Origin of the sequence: Gordonia zhaorongruii (genome assembly GCF_007559005.1) — a bacterium.
GTDB lineage: Bacteria > Actinomycetota > Actinomycetes > Mycobacteriales > Mycobacteriaceae > Gordonia > Gordonia zhaorongruii.
Genome location: NZ_CP041763.1, coordinates 1,538,616 through 1,554,233, shown reverse-complemented (window position 1 = coordinate 1,554,233; position 15,618 = coordinate 1,538,616). Strand labels below are relative to the sequence as shown.

The 15,618-nt window shown below is 67.1% G+C and carries 14 protein-coding genes; 8 read left to right on the top strand and 6 right to left on the bottom strand.

Annotated features, from left to right (window positions below; genetic code table 11):
* The first annotated feature begins 67 nt into the window (after positions 1 to 67).
* From acnA to FO044_RS07165, 6 genes are all read left to right on the top strand, one after another.
* Positions 68 to 2,866 (top strand): aconitate hydratase AcnA, encoded by a 2,799-nt coding sequence (acnA, locus tag FO044_RS07190; protein ID WP_132994335.1) that lies wholly within the window; start codon positions 68 to 70, stop codon positions 2,864 to 2,866.
* A gap of 32 nt (positions 2,867 to 2,898) precedes the next feature.
* Positions 2,899 to 3,471 carry a TetR/AcrR family transcriptional regulator gene (locus tag FO044_RS07185; protein WP_132994336.1) on the top strand — a complete coding sequence of 191 codons (573 nt, stop codon included), beginning with the start codon at positions 2,899 to 2,901 and terminating at the stop codon, positions 3,469 to 3,471.
* A 167-nt stretch (positions 3,472 to 3,638) separates the two neighbouring features.
* Positions 3,639 to 5,231, top strand: coding sequence for a substrate-binding domain-containing protein (locus FO044_RS07180; protein WP_244945800.1), 1,593 nt, complete (start codon positions 3,639 to 3,641; stop codon positions 5,229 to 5,231).
* A 99-nt stretch (positions 5,232 to 5,330) separates the two neighbouring features.
* Positions 5,331 to 6,869 (top strand): acyl-CoA synthetase, encoded by a 1,539-nt coding sequence (locus tag FO044_RS07175; RefSeq protein WP_132994338.1) that lies wholly within the window; start codon positions 5,331 to 5,333, stop codon positions 6,867 to 6,869.
* A 138-nt stretch (positions 6,870 to 7,007) separates the two neighbouring features.
* Positions 7,008 to 7,628: a class F sortase gene (locus FO044_RS07170; RefSeq protein WP_132994339.1), complete on the top strand. Its 621-nt coding sequence runs from the start codon at positions 7,008 to 7,010 to the stop codon at positions 7,626 to 7,628.
* A gap of 212 nt (positions 7,629 to 7,840) precedes the next feature.
* Positions 7,841 to 8,686: an MSCRAMM family protein gene (locus tag FO044_RS07165; protein ID WP_143965464.1), complete on the top strand. Its 846-nt coding sequence runs from the start codon at positions 7,841 to 7,843 to the stop codon at positions 8,684 to 8,686.
* Positions 8,687 to 8,745: 59 nt separating this feature from the next.
* Here FO044_RS07165 and FO044_RS07160 read toward each other — a convergent pair whose 3' ends face one another.
* Positions 8,746 to 10,374: an ABC-F family ATP-binding cassette domain-containing protein gene (locus FO044_RS07160; protein ID WP_132994341.1), complete on the bottom strand. Its 1,629-nt coding sequence runs from the start codon at positions 10,372 to 10,374 to the stop codon at positions 8,746 to 8,748.
* Positions 10,375 to 10,451: 77 nt separating this feature from the next.
* On the opposite strand from FO044_RS07160, the gene FO044_RS07155 reads away from it, so the two are divergent.
* Both FO044_RS07155 and FO044_RS07150 read left to right on the top strand, forming a co-directional pair.
* A complete protein-coding gene (locus tag FO044_RS07155; protein ID WP_132994342.1) occupies positions 10,452 to 11,234 on the top strand; it encodes an SDR family oxidoreductase in 783 nt (260 codons plus the stop codon).
* Complete coding sequence (locus FO044_RS07150; protein ID WP_132994343.1) at positions 11,231 to 12,382, top strand: lycopene cyclase family protein; 1,152 nt, start codon at positions 11,231 to 11,233, stop codon at positions 12,380 to 12,382. The genes FO044_RS07155 and FO044_RS07150 overlap by 4 nt, the downstream gene beginning before the upstream one ends.
* On the opposite strand, the gene trxA is transcribed toward FO044_RS07150, so the two are convergent.
* From trxA to sufC, 5 genes are read right to left on the bottom strand one after another with little or no spacing between them, the layout of a single operon-like run.
* Positions 12,330 to 12,689 carry a thioredoxin gene (gene trxA / locus FO044_RS07145; protein WP_132994344.1) on the bottom strand — a complete coding sequence of 120 codons (360 nt, stop codon included), beginning with the start codon at positions 12,687 to 12,689 and terminating at the stop codon, positions 12,330 to 12,332. The genes FO044_RS07150 and trxA overlap by 53 nt on opposite strands.
* A gap of 56 nt (positions 12,690 to 12,745) precedes the next feature.
* Complete coding sequence (locus tag FO044_RS07140) at positions 12,746 to 13,084, bottom strand: metal-sulfur cluster assembly factor (protein WP_132994345.1); 339 nt, start codon at positions 13,082 to 13,084, stop codon at positions 12,746 to 12,748.
* 4 nt (positions 13,085 to 13,088) lie between these two features.
* Positions 13,089 to 13,538 carry a Fe-S cluster assembly sulfur transfer protein SufU gene (gene sufU, locus FO044_RS07135; RefSeq protein ID WP_132994346.1) on the bottom strand — a complete coding sequence of 150 codons (450 nt, stop codon included), beginning with the start codon at positions 13,536 to 13,538 and terminating at the stop codon, positions 13,089 to 13,091.
* A gap of 7 nt (positions 13,539 to 13,545) precedes the next feature.
* Positions 13,546 to 14,814: a cysteine desulfurase gene (locus FO044_RS07130; RefSeq protein ID WP_132994347.1), complete on the bottom strand. Its 1,269-nt coding sequence runs from the start codon at positions 14,812 to 14,814 to the stop codon at positions 13,546 to 13,548.
* Between the two features lie 4 nt (positions 14,815 to 14,818).
* Positions 14,819 to 15,589, bottom strand: a complete 771-nt coding sequence (sufC, locus tag FO044_RS07125) for a Fe-S cluster assembly ATPase SufC (protein ID WP_132994348.1) — start codon at positions 15,587 to 15,589, stop codon at positions 14,819 to 14,821.
* Between the last annotated feature and the right edge of the window lie 29 nt (positions 15,590 to 15,618).

The window sequence follows — 15,618 nt, the reverse complement described above, 5'->3', positions numbered from 1 at the left end:
TCGCTCACTTCACAACTTCCGTCGGCGCAGCCCGTCGACGGTTCAGACTGAGAAGAGTGGAGCACACGTGAGTATCAATTCATTCGGAGCCCGCGGCAACCTCGAGGTCGGCGACCAGTCGTACGAGGTATACCGGCTCAAGGCCGTTCCCGGCACCGAGAAGCTGCCGTACGCGCTCAAGGTCCTCGCCGAGAACCTCCTGCGCACCGAAGACGGCAAGAACATCACCGAGGAGCACATCAACGCGCTCGCCAACTGGGATCCGAGCGACGACCCGAGCGTCGAGATCCAGTTCACCCCGGCGCGCGTACTGATGCAGGACTTCACCGGTGTCCCCTGTGTCGTCGACCTCGCAACCATGCGCGAGGCGATCACCGCGCTCGGCGGCGATCCCAACAAGGTCAACCCGCTCTCCCCCGCCGAGATGGTCATCGACCACTCCGTCATCCTCGACGTCTTCGGCCGGGCCGACGCCTTCGAGCGCAACGTGGAGCTCGAGTACCAGCGCAACGGTGAGCGCTACCAGTTCCTGCGCTGGGGCCAGGACGCCTTCGACGACTTCAAGGTCGTCCCCCCGGGCACCGGCATCGTGCACCAGGTCAACATCGAGTACCTGGCCCGCAGCATCATGGTCCGCAACGGCCAGGCGTACCCCGACACCTGCGTCGGCACCGACTCGCACACCACCATGGAGAACGGCCTCGGCGTTCTCGGCTGGGGCGTCGGCGGCATCGAGGCCGAGGCGGCGATGCTCGGCCAGCCCGTGTCCATGCTGATCCCGCGCGTGGTCGGCTTCAAGCTGACCGGTGAGATCGAGCCGGGCGTCACGGCGACCGACGTCGTGCTCACCGTCACCGAGATGCTGCGTCAGCACGGTGTGGTCGGCAAGTTCGTCGAGTTCTACGGCAAGGGCGTCGCCGAGGTGCCGCTCGCCAACCGCGCCACGCTGGGCAACATGAGCCCCGAGTTCGGCTCGACCTGTGCGATCTTCCCGATCGACGAGGAGACCATCAACTACCTGCGCCTGACCGGCCGCGACGACGAGCAGCTCGCTCTGGTCGAGGCCTACGCCAAGGAGCAGGGCATGTGGCACGACCCGGAGAACGAGCCGGTCTACTCCGAGTACCTCGAGCTCGACCTCGGCACCGTAGTCCCGTCCATCGCCGGCCCGAAGCGTCCGCAGGACCGCATCCTGCTGTCGGAGTCGAAGGTCGCGTTCCGCAAGGACATCCACAACTACGTGGAGGAAGGCAACGGCACCGAGCACACCCAGCTCGACGAGGCGGTCGAGGAGTCGTTCCCGGCGTCGGATCCGGCTGCGCTCTCGTTCGCCGACGACGGCGCGGTGAACGTCCACTCGGCCGCCTACGGGTCCGAGGGTCGCCCCACCAAGCCGGTGAAGGTCGTGTCCGACGAGCGCGGCGAGTTCGTCCTCGACCACGGTGCGGTCGCGGTCGCAGGCATCACATCGTGCACCAACACCTCGAACCCGTCGGTCATGATCGGAGCCGCACTACTGGCCCGCAACGCCGTCGAGAAGGGTCTGTCGAGCAAGCCGTGGGTGAAGACCAACATGGCACCCGGCTCGCAGGTCGTCACCGACTACTACGAGAAGGCCGGTCTGTGGCCCTACCTCGAGAAGCTCGGCTTCCACCTGGGCGGTTACGGCTGCACCACGTGCATCGGCAACACCGGACCACTGCCGGAGGAGATCAGCCAGGCCGTCAACGACAACGACCTGTCGGTCACCGCCGTCCTGTCCGGCAACCGCAACTTCGAGGGACGCATCTCCCCCGACGTGAAGATGAACTACCTGGCGTCGCCGCCGCTGGTCATCGCCTACGCCCTCGCGGGCACCATGGACTTCGACTTCGAGAGCGAGGCTCTCGGCAAGGACGAGTCGGGCAACGACGTCCTCCTGAAGGACATCTGGCCGTCGGCGCAGGAGATCGACGACACCATCAAGAACGCGATCAACCAGGACATGTTCCGCAAGTCCTACCAGGACGTGTTCGCCGGTGACGAGCGTTGGAAGAGCCTGGACACCCCCGAGGGCGACACCTTCGAATGGGACGAGAAGTCGACCTACGTGCGCAAGGCGCCGTACTTCGACGGCATGCCCGCAGAGCCGGAGCCCGTCTCCGACATCAAGGGCGCTCGCGTGCTCGCGCTACTGGGCGACTCGGTCACCACCGACCACATCAGCCCGGCCGGCCCGATCAAGCCCGGCACCCCGGCGGCCCAGTACCTGGATGCGAACGGCGTCGCGCGCAAGGACTACAACTCGCTCGGCAGCCGTCGCGGCAACCACGAGGTGATGATCCGCGGTACCTTCGCCAACATCCGTCTGCAGAACCAGCTGCTCGACGGCGTCTCGGGCGGTTACACCCGCGACTTCACGCAGGAGGGCGGCCCGCAGTCGTTCATCTACGACGCGTCGGTGAACTACAAGGAAGCCGGTGTCCCGCTGGTGGTCCTCGGCGGCAAGGAGTACGGCTCGGGCTCGTCGCGTGACTGGGCCGCCAAGGGCACGGTGCTGCTCGGCGTGAAGGCCGTCATCACCGAGTCGTTCGAGCGCATCCACCGTTCGAACCTGATCGGCATGGGTGTCGTCCCGCTGCAGTTCCCCGAGGGCGAGAGCGCCAAGAGCCTGGGGCTCGACGGCACTGAGGTCTTCGACATCGAGGGCATCGAGAAGCTCAACGAGGGGTCGACTCCCGAGACCGTGCATGTGACGGCGACCAAGGGAGACGGCGGCAAGGTGGAGTTCGATGCGAAGGTCCGCATCGACACGCCCGGCGAAGCCGACTACTACCGCAACGGCGGCATCCTGCAGTACGTCCTGCGCAACATGGTCAAGAGCTGACCTCCGAGCGATCGAAGCGACAGGAAATGTGAATGCCACGGGTCAGCGATGACCGGCTTGCCGCGCGTCGTCGGGAGATTCTCGACGGCGCGCGGCACTGCTTCTCCGAGTACGGCTACGACGGTGCCACCGTGAAGCGCCTGGAAGAGACCACGGGATTGTCCCGGGGTGCGATCTTCCACCACTTCAAGGACAAGGAGGCTCTCTTCCTCGCCTTGGCGCGGGAGGACGCCGAACGGATGGCCGATGTCGCCGCACAGGAGGGTCTGGTCCAAGTGATGCGCGACATCCTCGCGCGGCCGAAGGACTTCGACTGGCTCAGCACCAGACTCGAGATCGTTCGGAAGATCCGATCGGACCCGGGTTTTCGAAAGGCATGGGAAGCCCAGTCCGAAGATCGCGAGGCGGCGACTCTGGCACGTCTGGAGCGCAAGCGGCAGGCGGGCAGTCTTCGAAGTGACGTTCCGCCGGAGGTTCTGGTCACCTATCTCGATGTGATCCTCGACGGGATCGTCACGCGATTGGCCTCCGGGCAGTCCACCGACGATCTGCATGCGGTCCTCGATTTGGTGGAGGCGTCGGTACGCCGACCGGCCACGGACTGATCGTCGCAATTCGGACCCTGCACGTAAGTCAGCTCACGCGCGTGCGCTAGCGTACTCCCGCATCACACTTTTGTCAGCGAGGAGACGTCACCGATATGGGCCGACACGCAAACGCATCACGGTCAGGGGTGACTCCGCACAACGGTTCGGGCGGACAGCCCCGGTCCGTGAGCCCGGGGCCCTTCGCGCAGACGAAGGTTCGCATCGGTCTCGCTCTGGCGCTCGTCGTCCTGCTCGTCGCCGGGACCTATTACCTGTGGCGGCAGAATCAGGATTCGTGCGGCGAGATCCGGGAGGTCTCGGTCATCACCGACGGCGACATCGACGGCTACGTGCGCCAGTTGGCCGAACGCGCCGAGGAGAGCACCTGCCTCGATCTCTCGGTCGAGGCGGTGCCCGCTAGCCACACGACCGAGCGGTTGACCGACCGCGATTCGCCGCACGTCTGGATCGCCGAGTCGCAGGCACGGATCAGGCAGGTGCGCACCACGCTCGGACAGGAGTGGTCCGACATCGGGCCGTCGCTCGGCGTCTCCCCGGTCGTCGTCGCCGGCCGCGGACTTCCGGAACTTCCGTCCTGGACGAAGACGCTCACCGCCCGCGGCCTGCGCACCGAGTCCCCCGGCACGAGCGACGTCAGCAACGCAGCGGTGATCGGCGCTCTCTCTGAGATGTCATCGGGGTCGCTGACGCACAAGGATCTCATCGAAGTGCTGACCAAGCGCGCACTCGCGATGAACGACGGCGGTGCGCCGCCGGACCTCGCTCGGATGGCCGCCGCCGATGCTCGGTCGATCGCCCTCACGACCGAGCGCTCGTACGCGACGTTCTCCCATGACCATCCCGACTCCGGGATCGAGGCGACCGTGCCGTCGTCGGGGACCGTCAACCTGGACTACCGCGTCACGAATGTGGCGCAACGGCCCGACCGGAAGCTCGCCGGAGAGGCGATCCGGGCCCTTGCGGAGGTGCTGCACACCGACGCCGGTAAGCAGATCCGCAGCGCTGAGGGCATTCGCGCACCCGACGGGACGCCTCTCCCCGACGGCGCGGGCGTCGCCCGCGTCACGATGCTGGATCCGCCCGACCGCGGACTCGTCGACAACGTTCTTCGCAAGTGGACGGCGTTGACGCAGCCCATCCGCGCACTCATCGTCCAGGACGTGTCCGGGTCGATGACGACACGCGATGCCGGCGGTCGATCGCGTGCGGACCTGCTGCGCGACGCAGCCCTTCTCGGGCTGAAGAAGCTGCCCAAGAACAGCGCCCTCGGATACTGGGAGTTCAGCATCGATCGCGGCGGGCAAGGACAGGACTACCGGGAACTGATGCCGATCCGGCCGCTCTCCGCCGAGCACGACGGGACCGACATGCGCACCGCCCTCGGCGACGCGGTTCGCCGCTCGCTCGGCGACCTCCACGGTGGGACCGGTCTGTACGACACGGCGTTGGCTGCGTACCGGAAGGTCTACGAATCGTACGACCCCGCGTACTCGAACAGCGTCATCCTCATGACCGACGGTCGCAACGAGGATCCGGACAGCATCAGCCTTCAGCACCTGATCTCCGAGCTCAACATCATGAAGAACCCGATACGACCCATCCCGATCGTCACGATCGGGATCTCCGACGACGCGGACACGCAAGCGCTGAAGAAGATCTCGGATGCATCCGGCGGGAGCTCGTTCGTCGCGCACGATCCCAAGGACATCGCCCGGATCCTGTTGCAGGCCGTGGCGTACCGGGCGGGCGGCGTCTGATTCGGTGCCGCCGCGGCCGGTGCGGCCGAAACCACCGAAGGCCGCTTCCGCGGTGAGTACGTTCGACCTCAAGGCGTACGTCAACCGAGGAGCCGTGCCGTGTACCCAGGAACCTTCGCAGCCACCACTCCGGACAAAGCCGCACTGATCCGGCCGTCGACCGGTGAACGCGTCTCCTATCGGCAGCTGACCGATAATTCGACGCGGATCGCACACCACCTGCGCGAACTGGGGATCGGTGAGGGAGACACGATTGCGGTCGTGTCCGACAACGATCTGCGGGTGTTCGATGTCTACTGGGCGGCGATCCGCAGCGGCATGTACGTGACGGTGGTGAACCACCACCTCACGCCGACCGAGGTGAACTACATCCTCGACGACTGCGGTGCGCAGGTCCTGTTCGCCGCGTCGAGCGTCGGCCCGGCGGTCTCCCGTGCGCACGAGGTAGGCCGGCTCGCCGACGAGTCCCGCCGCATCGCCTGGGACGGAATCGCAGGATTCGCCGACTACGCGCAGATCCTGGATGCCGCATCGGCGCAGCCGCTCAGCGATCAGCCGCGCGGGACCGACATGCTGTACTCGTCGGGAACCACCGGTAAACCGAAGGGCATCAAGCCGAACCTGCCCGGTGTTCAGGTGACCGAGGCTCCGGACATGATCACCGCGGTGTTCGGACCGGTCTACGGTTTCGAGGCCGACTCCGTGTACCTGTCCCCCGCGCCCGTCTATCACGCCGCGCCGCTGCGGTACTGCGCCATGGTGAACTCGGTCGGCGGCACGGTGATCCTGATGGACCGCTTCGATCCAGAGGAAGCGCTCTCGCTCATCCAGGAGTACCGCGTGACCCACAGCCAGTGGGTCCCAACGATGTTCGTCCGCATGCTCAAACTGCCCGATGAGGTACGCGCCCGATACGACGTATCGAGTATGCAGGCGGCGATCCACGCGGCTGCACCGTGCCCGGCCGAGGTCAAGAAGGCGATGATCGAGTGGTGGGGCCCGGTCATCAACGAGTACTACGCCGCGACCGAAGCCGCCGGAGTCACTCTCATCGGGTCGCAGGAGTCGCTGGAGCGGCCGGGTTCGGTCGGACGCTCGGTGCTGGGGCCGCTGCACATCTGCGACGACGACGGAAACGATCTGCCCACCGGCGACGTCGGAGTGGTCTACTTCGAACGCGAGGAGATGCCCTTCCGCTATCACAACGATCCGGAGAAGACCGCGTCCGCGCAGCATCCGCTCCATCCGTCGTGGGCGACCACCGGCGATCTCGGGTACCTCGACGAGGACGGCTTCCTCTACCTCACGGACCGCAAGGCGTTCGTGATCATCTCCGGCGGAGTGAACATCTATCCGCAGGAGGCGGAGAACATCCTGATCAACCACCCCGCGGTGTACGACGTCGGCGTGATCGGCGTTCCCGACGATGATCTGGGTGAGGTCGCGGCCGGTTACGTCCAGCTCGCCGACGGAGCCCAGCGTTCGCCCGAGCTGGCGGCCGAACTCCTCGAGTACACGGCGTCGCGCCTCGCCGCGTACAAGGTTCCTCGCTCGATCAGCTTCGTCGACGCGTTGCCCCGAACCCCGACGGGAAAGCTCGTCAAGGGCGAACTGCGAAAGCAGGTCCTCGGCGACTGAGGACGCGCGCCCGTCGTTCCCGCGAACGACCGTGATGCGTACTGCGCTAACGACGCGTGCCGGAGACCGATAGACCCGGTGTCGGGGCATGCAGCGTCCGCACATCCGGTGCGCTCGCGCCGACCGGGAGCCACCGACATGAGAGACCGTACGCCCACCGCGACCATCCGCGCGGTCGTCACCGCCGTCGCAGCCACTGCGGCCCTGCTCGTCGGCGGCTGCGGCAGCGACCCCGCCCCGATATCCCGCGACGCTGACGCCCAATCGCAGCTCGCCGCGCCGGTAGCCGCCACGAGCACTGATCCGTCCTCGCCTGCCCGCCTGACTGCGGCCGGCGGATCGGCGTCGATCGACCCGGTCGCGACCGACACCGCGGGGGCGCTGCTTCCGCCCCAGGACGTTGCGCGTCTCGGCTGGTGGGTGGACTCGTCGCTGCCCGGCTCCGGTAGCGGAGTCATCGTGATCACTGGCCACGTGGACGATGTGGACCAGGGCCGGGGGTTCGCCGCCCGCTTCACGCGCCTGAACACCGGGGACGCGGTCACCTTGACCGCGGCCGACGGACACCGCCATGACTACCGCGTCAGCCGGACTGCGCTGACCGACAAGCAGGGCGCAGGCAGTTCCGGTCTGCCCGTACGAGAACTGAATCGGCAGGACGGCCCGGAGACACTCGCACTCGTGACGTGCGGTGGCCCGTTCGTCGGGCCGCCGCTCGGGTACCGCGACAACGTCGTGGTGTTCGCGGTGCCTGCCTGACCACCCGGTGCCGTTCCCTCGCACCGTCATTCACCCGAACGATGCACGGCGCCGACCACGTAACGGGGTGAACGGGGGACGCGAAACTACCAGTGTCGGGGAATTCACCGGTCAGTCCGGTGCCACCGGGTCGGGGATGGCTCAGGAGGCCGACAGCATGAACCCGACACATCCGGAAGGCGTTACTCGCGTTCCTCACCGCTCTGGCGACGGTGGTGCTCGCCACTGCCTTCACGGTCTCACCCGCATTCGGTGACGCCAGTGCGCCCAGCAGCTCGACCGGGCAGAGCACCGGACAGACGCAGGGCACGACCGCTGCCCCGGCGAGCACCACGCCGTCGGAGACGACCACTCCCACGGACACGACCAGCCCTACGGAGTCCACGCCCCCGACCGAGAGCACGCCACCCACCGAGAGCACGACGCCGACCGAGAGCACGGAACCGGAATCGGATACGGGCATCGTCACCGTCGACGCCGTCGACGACTCCACGGGCAGCGCCCTCGGAGGCGTCAGCGTCGGACTCGCGGGGCCGAGCATGCAGAAGGACGTGGTCACCCCGGCCAGCATCGAGTTCGCACCCGGACACGTCATGGCAACTGCGATGGACGTGCCCGACGGCTATCACCTCGTGTCCCCGGGATCATTGAACGGGACGCTGGTAGCGGGCGGCACCATGCCGTTCACCTTCCACCTGATGCCCGGACAGGGATCCGTCGGGCAGTTGACGGTGATCAAGATCGATCGCGTCACCGGGAAGCTGCTCCCGTCCGCGATGTTCGAGATCCGCTCGTGCAGCGGGGAACTCTTCACCCGGACCACCACACTCGGTGACGGCTCGTTCAGCATCGACGACCTGCCGTCGGGATGCTGGGACGTCAAGGAGATCACCCCGCCACCCGGGTACCTGCTCGACGGCACCGTGCACCGGGTTCAGATCCCCGCGGGCGCCGGCTCGACGGTCGTCGTGTACGACCTGCCGGTCGGGTATCACGCGACTCGCGACCCCAGTGCACGAGTCCCGTTGCGGTCGGTACCGTCCGGCCGGATCTTCTGACCCGTCCACCACGATCCACCACACCGGCCCCGATCGGCGAACGCCTCCGCGGGGCCGGTTCAGGCTAGTTCGATGAGTTCCTGGTACTCGTCGGACCAGTGGTCCTCGGTGCCGTCCGGCAGCAGGATGACACGCTGCGGCTCCAGTGCCTCGGCGGCCCCCGGGTCGTGTGTCACCAGGACCACCGCCCCCGTGTAACTGCGGAGCGCCTCGAGCACCTGCTCGCGCGAGATCGGGTCGAGGTTGTTGGTCGGCTCATCGAGAAGCAGGACATTGGCTGCCGAGGAGACGAGACCGGCGAGGGCCAGGCGGGTCTTCTCACCACCGGACAGCGTACCCGCGGGCTGTTCGAGCTGCGGGCCGGTGAACATGAACGCACCGAGCAGTCCGCGCAGATCCTGCTCGCCTGCGTCGGGCGCCGCATGCCGGATGTTCTCCCACACGGTGGAGTCGTCATCGAGGGTGTCGTGTTCCTGGGCGAAGTACCCGACCTTGAGGCCACGGCCCGGATCGAGCTCACCGAGGTCGGGCTGCTCGACTCCGGCGAGGAGCTTGAGAAGGGTCGTCTTACCCGCGCCGTTGAGTCCGAGGATCACGACGCGACTGCCCTTGTCGATGGCGAGATCGACACCGGTGAAGATCTCAAGCGACCCGTACATCTTGGTGAGGTTCTTCGCCATGAGCGGCGTCTTGCCGCACGACGCGGGCTCCGGGAAACGGATGTGCGCCGTCTTGTCGGCGACGCGCACCTCGTCGAGCTCGTCGACCATCCGGTCGGCACGCTTGAGCATCTGCTGAGCCGCGGTCGCCTTGGTGGCCTTGGCGCCGAGCTTCGCGGCCTGCACTCGCAGCGCTCCCGCCTTCTTCTCCGCATTCGCGCGTTCGCGCTTCCGGCGCTGCTCGTCGGTGGCGCGCGCGTCGAGGTACCGCTTCCACCCCATGTTGTAGACGTCGGCCTCCCCGCGCACTGCGTCGAGGAACCACACCCGGTTCACCACGTCGGCCAGCAGATCGACGTCGTGGCTGATCACCACGACGCCGCCCTCGTGGTTCTGCAGGAAGGTCCGCAGCCAGGAGATGGAGTCCGCATCGAGGTGGTTCGTCGGCTCATCGAGGAGCAACGTCATATCGGACTTGCCGGAGCCGTCGGACGCCGCGAAGAGGATCCGTGCCAGTTCGATGCGGCGCCGCTGCCCGCCGGACAACGTCCTCAGGGGCTGCTCCAGAATCCGGTCGGGAAGCCCGAGGCTGTTGCAGATCCGGGCCGCATCCGATTCGGCGACGTAGCCGCCCAGCGCGCCGAACTGCTCCTCCAGCCTGGAGTACTTGCCGATCGCCTTATCGCGGAGGTTATCGTCGGCCGTCTCCTCCATGATGGTCTGCTGCTTGGCCATCTTCGCGAGGATCTCGTCGAGGCCACGGGCGGAGAGCACCCGGCTCTTGGCGAGGATGTCGAGGTCGCCCTCCTTCGGGTCCTGCGGCAGATAGCCGACCGGACCCGACGAGCGGATCTCGCCTGCATACGGTTGCGTCTCACCTGCGAGGATGCGCAGCGACGTCGTCTTGCCCGCACCATTGCGGCCGACCAAGCCGATCCGGTCTCCGGGCTGAATGCGCAGCTGGTCTCCGGGCGCCGACAGGAGAGTCCTCGCGCCCGCTCGAACTTCCAGGTCGGTCGCGGTGATCACGACGTTCGATGCTACCGACCGAACGCCGCGCACCCGAATCGGAGGACTTGAGTCACACCTGGCCTAACGTGGGAACCATGACCACACCCCACCCGAACACATCGACCGACCTGTCGAATCGATCCGCGCTCGTCACCGGAGCCAGCCGGGGCATCGGGCTCGCCGTCGCCGTCGAGCTCGCGTCCCGCGGCTCCGCTGTCGTCATCACCGGGCGCAAACCCGGGCCTCTCGACGAAGCGGCCGATCACGTCCGGTCGGTCGTGCCGGGCGCCCGGGTGACAGCCGTAGCGGGCAATACCGGCGACGCGGAGCACCGCCGGGCCGCCGTCGCCGCCACCGTCGCTCAGGGCGGGATCCACATCCTGGTCAACAACACCGGCATCAACCCGATCTACGGTGCGCTCGTGGACGCGGATCTCGACGGGTTCCGCAAACTCCTCGACACCAACGTGGTGGCCGCACTCGGATACGTCCAGGAGGCGTACCGGGCCGGAATGCGCGAGAGCGGCGGCGCCGTGGTGAACCTCGCGTCCATCGCCGGGATCCGGTCGACCGGCGTCATCGCCGCCTACGGCGCGTCGAAAGCCGCCCTGATCCGGCTCACCGAGGAGCTCGCCTGGGAACTCGGGCCCTCCATCCGGGTGAATGCGATCGCGCCGGGCATAGTCAAGACGAAGTTCGCCGAGGCTCTGGTCGCCGCCGGAGAGGATGCCGCTGCGGCCGCGTATCCGATGAAGCGGCTCGGCAGTCCCGAGGACATCGCGTCGGCGGTGGCCTTTCTGGCAAGCGATGCCGCCTCGTGGGTCACCGGTGAGACGCTACGAGTGGACGGCGGGATGCTCGCGACCGGCAGCATGTGACCGGGCACGAGTTCGATGTGGTCGTCGTCGGCGCAGGCCCCGCCGGGCGGGCACTCGCCCATCGCGCCGCAGTGGCCGGGCTCGACGTCGCACTCATCGACCCCGCGCCCGAGCGCACCTGGCCGGCGACGTACGGGATGTACACGGACGACGTCCCCGGATGGCTGGATACCTCGGTGATCGCCGCGTGGGCCCCGCAGTTCACCGTCTACACGCCTGCCCGCAGGGACATCGATCGCGGTTACGCGATCCTCGACTCAGCGAAGCTGGCGGCAGCGCTGGCCGTCGATCCGGCGACGGTGATCGTGCAGCGGGCGACTCATCTGACCGCGAATTCGGTCACGTGCGGCGACGGCCGCACCGTACGCGCCGCGCACGTCGTCGATGCCCGTGGCGGCAGCGGCGCCTCCGACCTTCCACGGCAGACCGCAGCCGGAGTGTTCGGGCACACGCCGCATGACGGACCCGCCGTCGTGCTGATGGACTGGCGGCCTGCGCCGGGCGCACCGCCCGACGCCACGCCGTCGTTCAGCTACCGCGTGCAGGTGGATGCCGGACGCTTTCTGGTGGAGGAGACGTGCCTGGCCGGCGCGCCTCCCCTCCCGCTCGAGGCCCTCGAGACCCGGAACCGGACGCGCACGCAGTTCCCGACGACGCCGTCACCCGGTGGCGAGCACGTCGACTTCGCCCTGCTGCGCGACCGCACTCCGTGGCAGCGGCACGACGAGGCTCCGCTGGGTTTCGGCGCGTCCGGCGGTCTGATGAACCCGGCGACCGGATACAGCGTCGCGCAGTCGCTCCACGCTGCGGACACGGTGGTCCGGGCGATCATCGACGGTGCGAATCCGCACGCTGCCCTGTGGACCCGGTCCGCGCGCGCCGACTACCGACTGCGCGTCTTCGGGCTCGAGGTTCTACTGAGTCTCGATCAGGACGATCTGATCGCCTTCTTCGACGGCTTCTTCCGGATCGGACCGGATCTGCAGCGTCGCTACCTGTCGCACCGTTCCGACACCGCAGGCACGCTCAGAGCGATGGCCGCGGTCTTCCTCCGCGTGCCGATGCGCCTGCGACTACGGATGGCCCGGTGCGCGATCACTCGGCCTGGCTGCTCTCTCGGATCGCCTTCTCGACATCGAGTTCCTTGATCTGGTCGATCAGCGAATCGAGCGCCTGCGGCGGCAGCGCACCGGCCTCGTTGTAGACGAGATGGCCGTTCTTGAACGCCATCACCGTCGGAATCGAACGCACGCTCGCCGCTGCGGCCAACTGCTGCTCGGCCTCGGTGTCGACCTTGCCGAACACGATCTCCTCGTGCTTCTCCGACGCTTCGGTGTACGTCGGGGCGAACTGACGGCACGGGCCGCACCAACTGGCCCAGAAGTCGACGAGGACGATCTCGTTGTCCGTGACGGTCTGCTCGAAGTCGGATCCGGTCAAATCAATCGTTGCCATGTGTAGATTCAACCCGATCCGAGGTCCCGGTATTCCAGGACGTCCCGTTTCGACCGTCAGACGGTGAAACCGAGCGCCCGCAACTGCTCGCGGCCGTCATCGGTGATCTTCTCCGGGCCCCACGGCGGGATCCAGACCCAGTTGATCTCCATATCGGTGCACAGCCCGCTGTTCACCAGTACGCCACGCGTCTGATCCTCGATCACATCCTGAAGCGGACATGCGGCGGAGGTCAGGGTCATGTCGATTCGGGCGACCGCATCCGAGTCCACCTCGATCCCGTATACGAGGCCCAGGTCGACGACGTTGATGCCCAGTTCGGGATCCACCACGTCGCGCATCGCCTCTTCGACGTCATCCTGGCTCGGCAGGGCCGTTTCGATTGCTTCCGTCATCGGTTCACGCTCCAGTCTTCTCTGCCACGGATTGCGATACTGCGTCCTTGAACGCCATCCATCCCAGTAACGCGCACTTTACGCGTGCCGGGTACTTGCTGACACCGGCGAAGGCGACGCCGTCGCCGATGAGGTCCTCGTCTCCCTCGTTCTTTCCCCGCGAGCCCATCATCTCGTTGAACGAGCCGAGAGCGACCATCGCGTCGTCGACCGTGAGACCGACGACCTGGTCGAACAGCACCGAGGTCGACGCCTGCGAGATCGAACAGCCCTGGCCGGCATACGAGATGTCGGCGACGGCGCCGTCGACGACCGACACCCGCAACGTGATCTCGTCACCGCACGTCGGGTTCACATGGTGAACCTCTGCGTCGAACGGTTCGCGGAGCCCGCGGCCGTGCGGATTCTTGTAGTGGTCCAGGATCACTTCCTGGTACATCTGATCCATGCGCATCGGGTGATCACCGCCCTCCGAAGAAGTTCTGCGCCACCACGATCGCATCCGCGAGGGCGTCGACTTCCGCTTCGGTGTTGTACAGCGCGAACGAGGCCCGGGCGCTCGCCGCGACCCCCAGCCGTCGATGCAGCGGCCACGCGCAGTGGTGGCCGACGCGGATCGCGACGCCTTCGTCGTCGAGAACCTGACCGAGGTCGTGCGCGTGCACGCCGTCGACCACGAACGACACGGCTCCCCCGCGCCTCTCGGCGTCCGACGGTCCCACGAGTCGCAGTCCGTCGATGGCGGACAACCGGTCGAGGGCACGCACCACGAGTGCGTGCTCGTGCTCGGCTACCGTGTCCATCCCGATCTTCTCGAGATACTCGACGGCCGCACCCAGGCCGACGACCTGCGAGGTCATCGGCACGCCGGCCTCGAAACGCTGCGGCGGAGCCGCGTAGGTCGATCCCTCCATCGTGACGGTCTCGATCATCGATCCGCCGGTGATGAACGGTGGGAGTTCCGCCAGCAGCGACGCACGACCGTACAGCACGCCGACCCCCGACGGTCCGAGCATCTTGTGCCCGGAGAACGCCGCGAAGTCGACGCCGAGGGCCGCGAAGTCCACGGCCATGTGCGGAACCGACTGGCACGCGTCGAGCACGGTCAGTGCTCCGACCGCTCGCGCCCGGGAAACGATCTCGGCCACATCGGCGACGGCGCCGGTCACATTCGACTGGTGAGTGAACGCGACGACCTTCACCGTCTCGTCCAGCACCAGCGAATCCAGATCGATGCGCCCGTCATCGGTGATGCCGTACCACCGGAGCGTCGCGCCCGTGCGCCGTGCCAGCTCCTGCCACGGCACCAGATTGGCGTGATGCTCCAACTCGGTGATGACGATCGTGTCGCCCTCGCCGAGCGGCGTGGCCGACGCGTGCACCGCAGCGGAACGGTCGTCCCCCAGCGTGTACGCCACGAGGTTGAGCGCTTCGGTCGCGTTCTTCGTGAACACGATCTCGTCGACAGCTGCACCGACGAAACCCGCGATCGCGGTCCGCGCGTCCTCGTATGCGTCCGTGGCCTCCTCGGCCAGCTGATGCGCGCCGCGATGCACCGCGGCGTTCCGGTTCAGCAGGAAGTCGCGCTCAGCGTCGAGTACCTGCAGCGGCCGCTGCGATGTGGCCCCCGAGTCCAGGTAGACGAGAGGCTTGTCGTCCCGCACCGTCCGCGACAGGATCGGGAAGTCCGCGCGGACCGTTGCGACGTCGAATCCGGTGGTAGTCGTCATGCGTTCACTTGGCCGCGGCAGCGGTGAACCGCTCGTAGCCGTTCTCCTCGAGTTCGTCGGCAAGCTCCGCGCCGCCCGATTCTACGACGCGTCCGTCGACGAACACGTGCACGAAGTCGGGAGTGATGTAGCGGAGGATGCGCGTGTAGTGCGTGATCAGCAGCACGCCGCCGTCCTCGCTGTCGGCGTAGCGGTTCACGCCCTCGCTGACGATGCGCAGCGCATCGACGTCCAGGCCCGAATCGGTCTCGTCAAGGATGGCGATCCGCGGCTTGAGCAGTCCCAACTGCAGGATCTCGTGGCGCTTCTTCTCACCGCCCGAGAAGCCCTCGTTCACGCTGCGATCGCCGAACGACGGATCGATCTCCAGCTCGCTCATGGCCTGCTTGGCCTCCTTGACCCAGTGGCGGAGCTTGGGGGCCTCACCGCGCACAGCTGTCGCCGCGCTGCGGAGGAAGTTCGACATCGAGACGCCGGGCACCTCGACCGGGTACTGCATGGCCAGGAACAGTCCGGCACGAGCGCGTTCGTCGACGCTCATCTCCAGCACGTTCTCACCGTCGAGGGTGATGCTGCCCGAGGTGACGGTGTACTTGGGGTGGCCTGCGATCGCGTACGACAGCGTCGACTTGCCGGATCCGTTCGGCCCCATGATGGCGTGCTTCTCGCCCGAGCGGATGGTCAGGTCCACTCCTTTGAGGATGTGGATCGGCGCCGCGTCGGCGTCGGTGGGCGTCACGTCGACATGCAGGTCGCGGATTTCGAGAGTGGTCACTGGGAATCTTTCCTTCGCGTGGTGAGAGT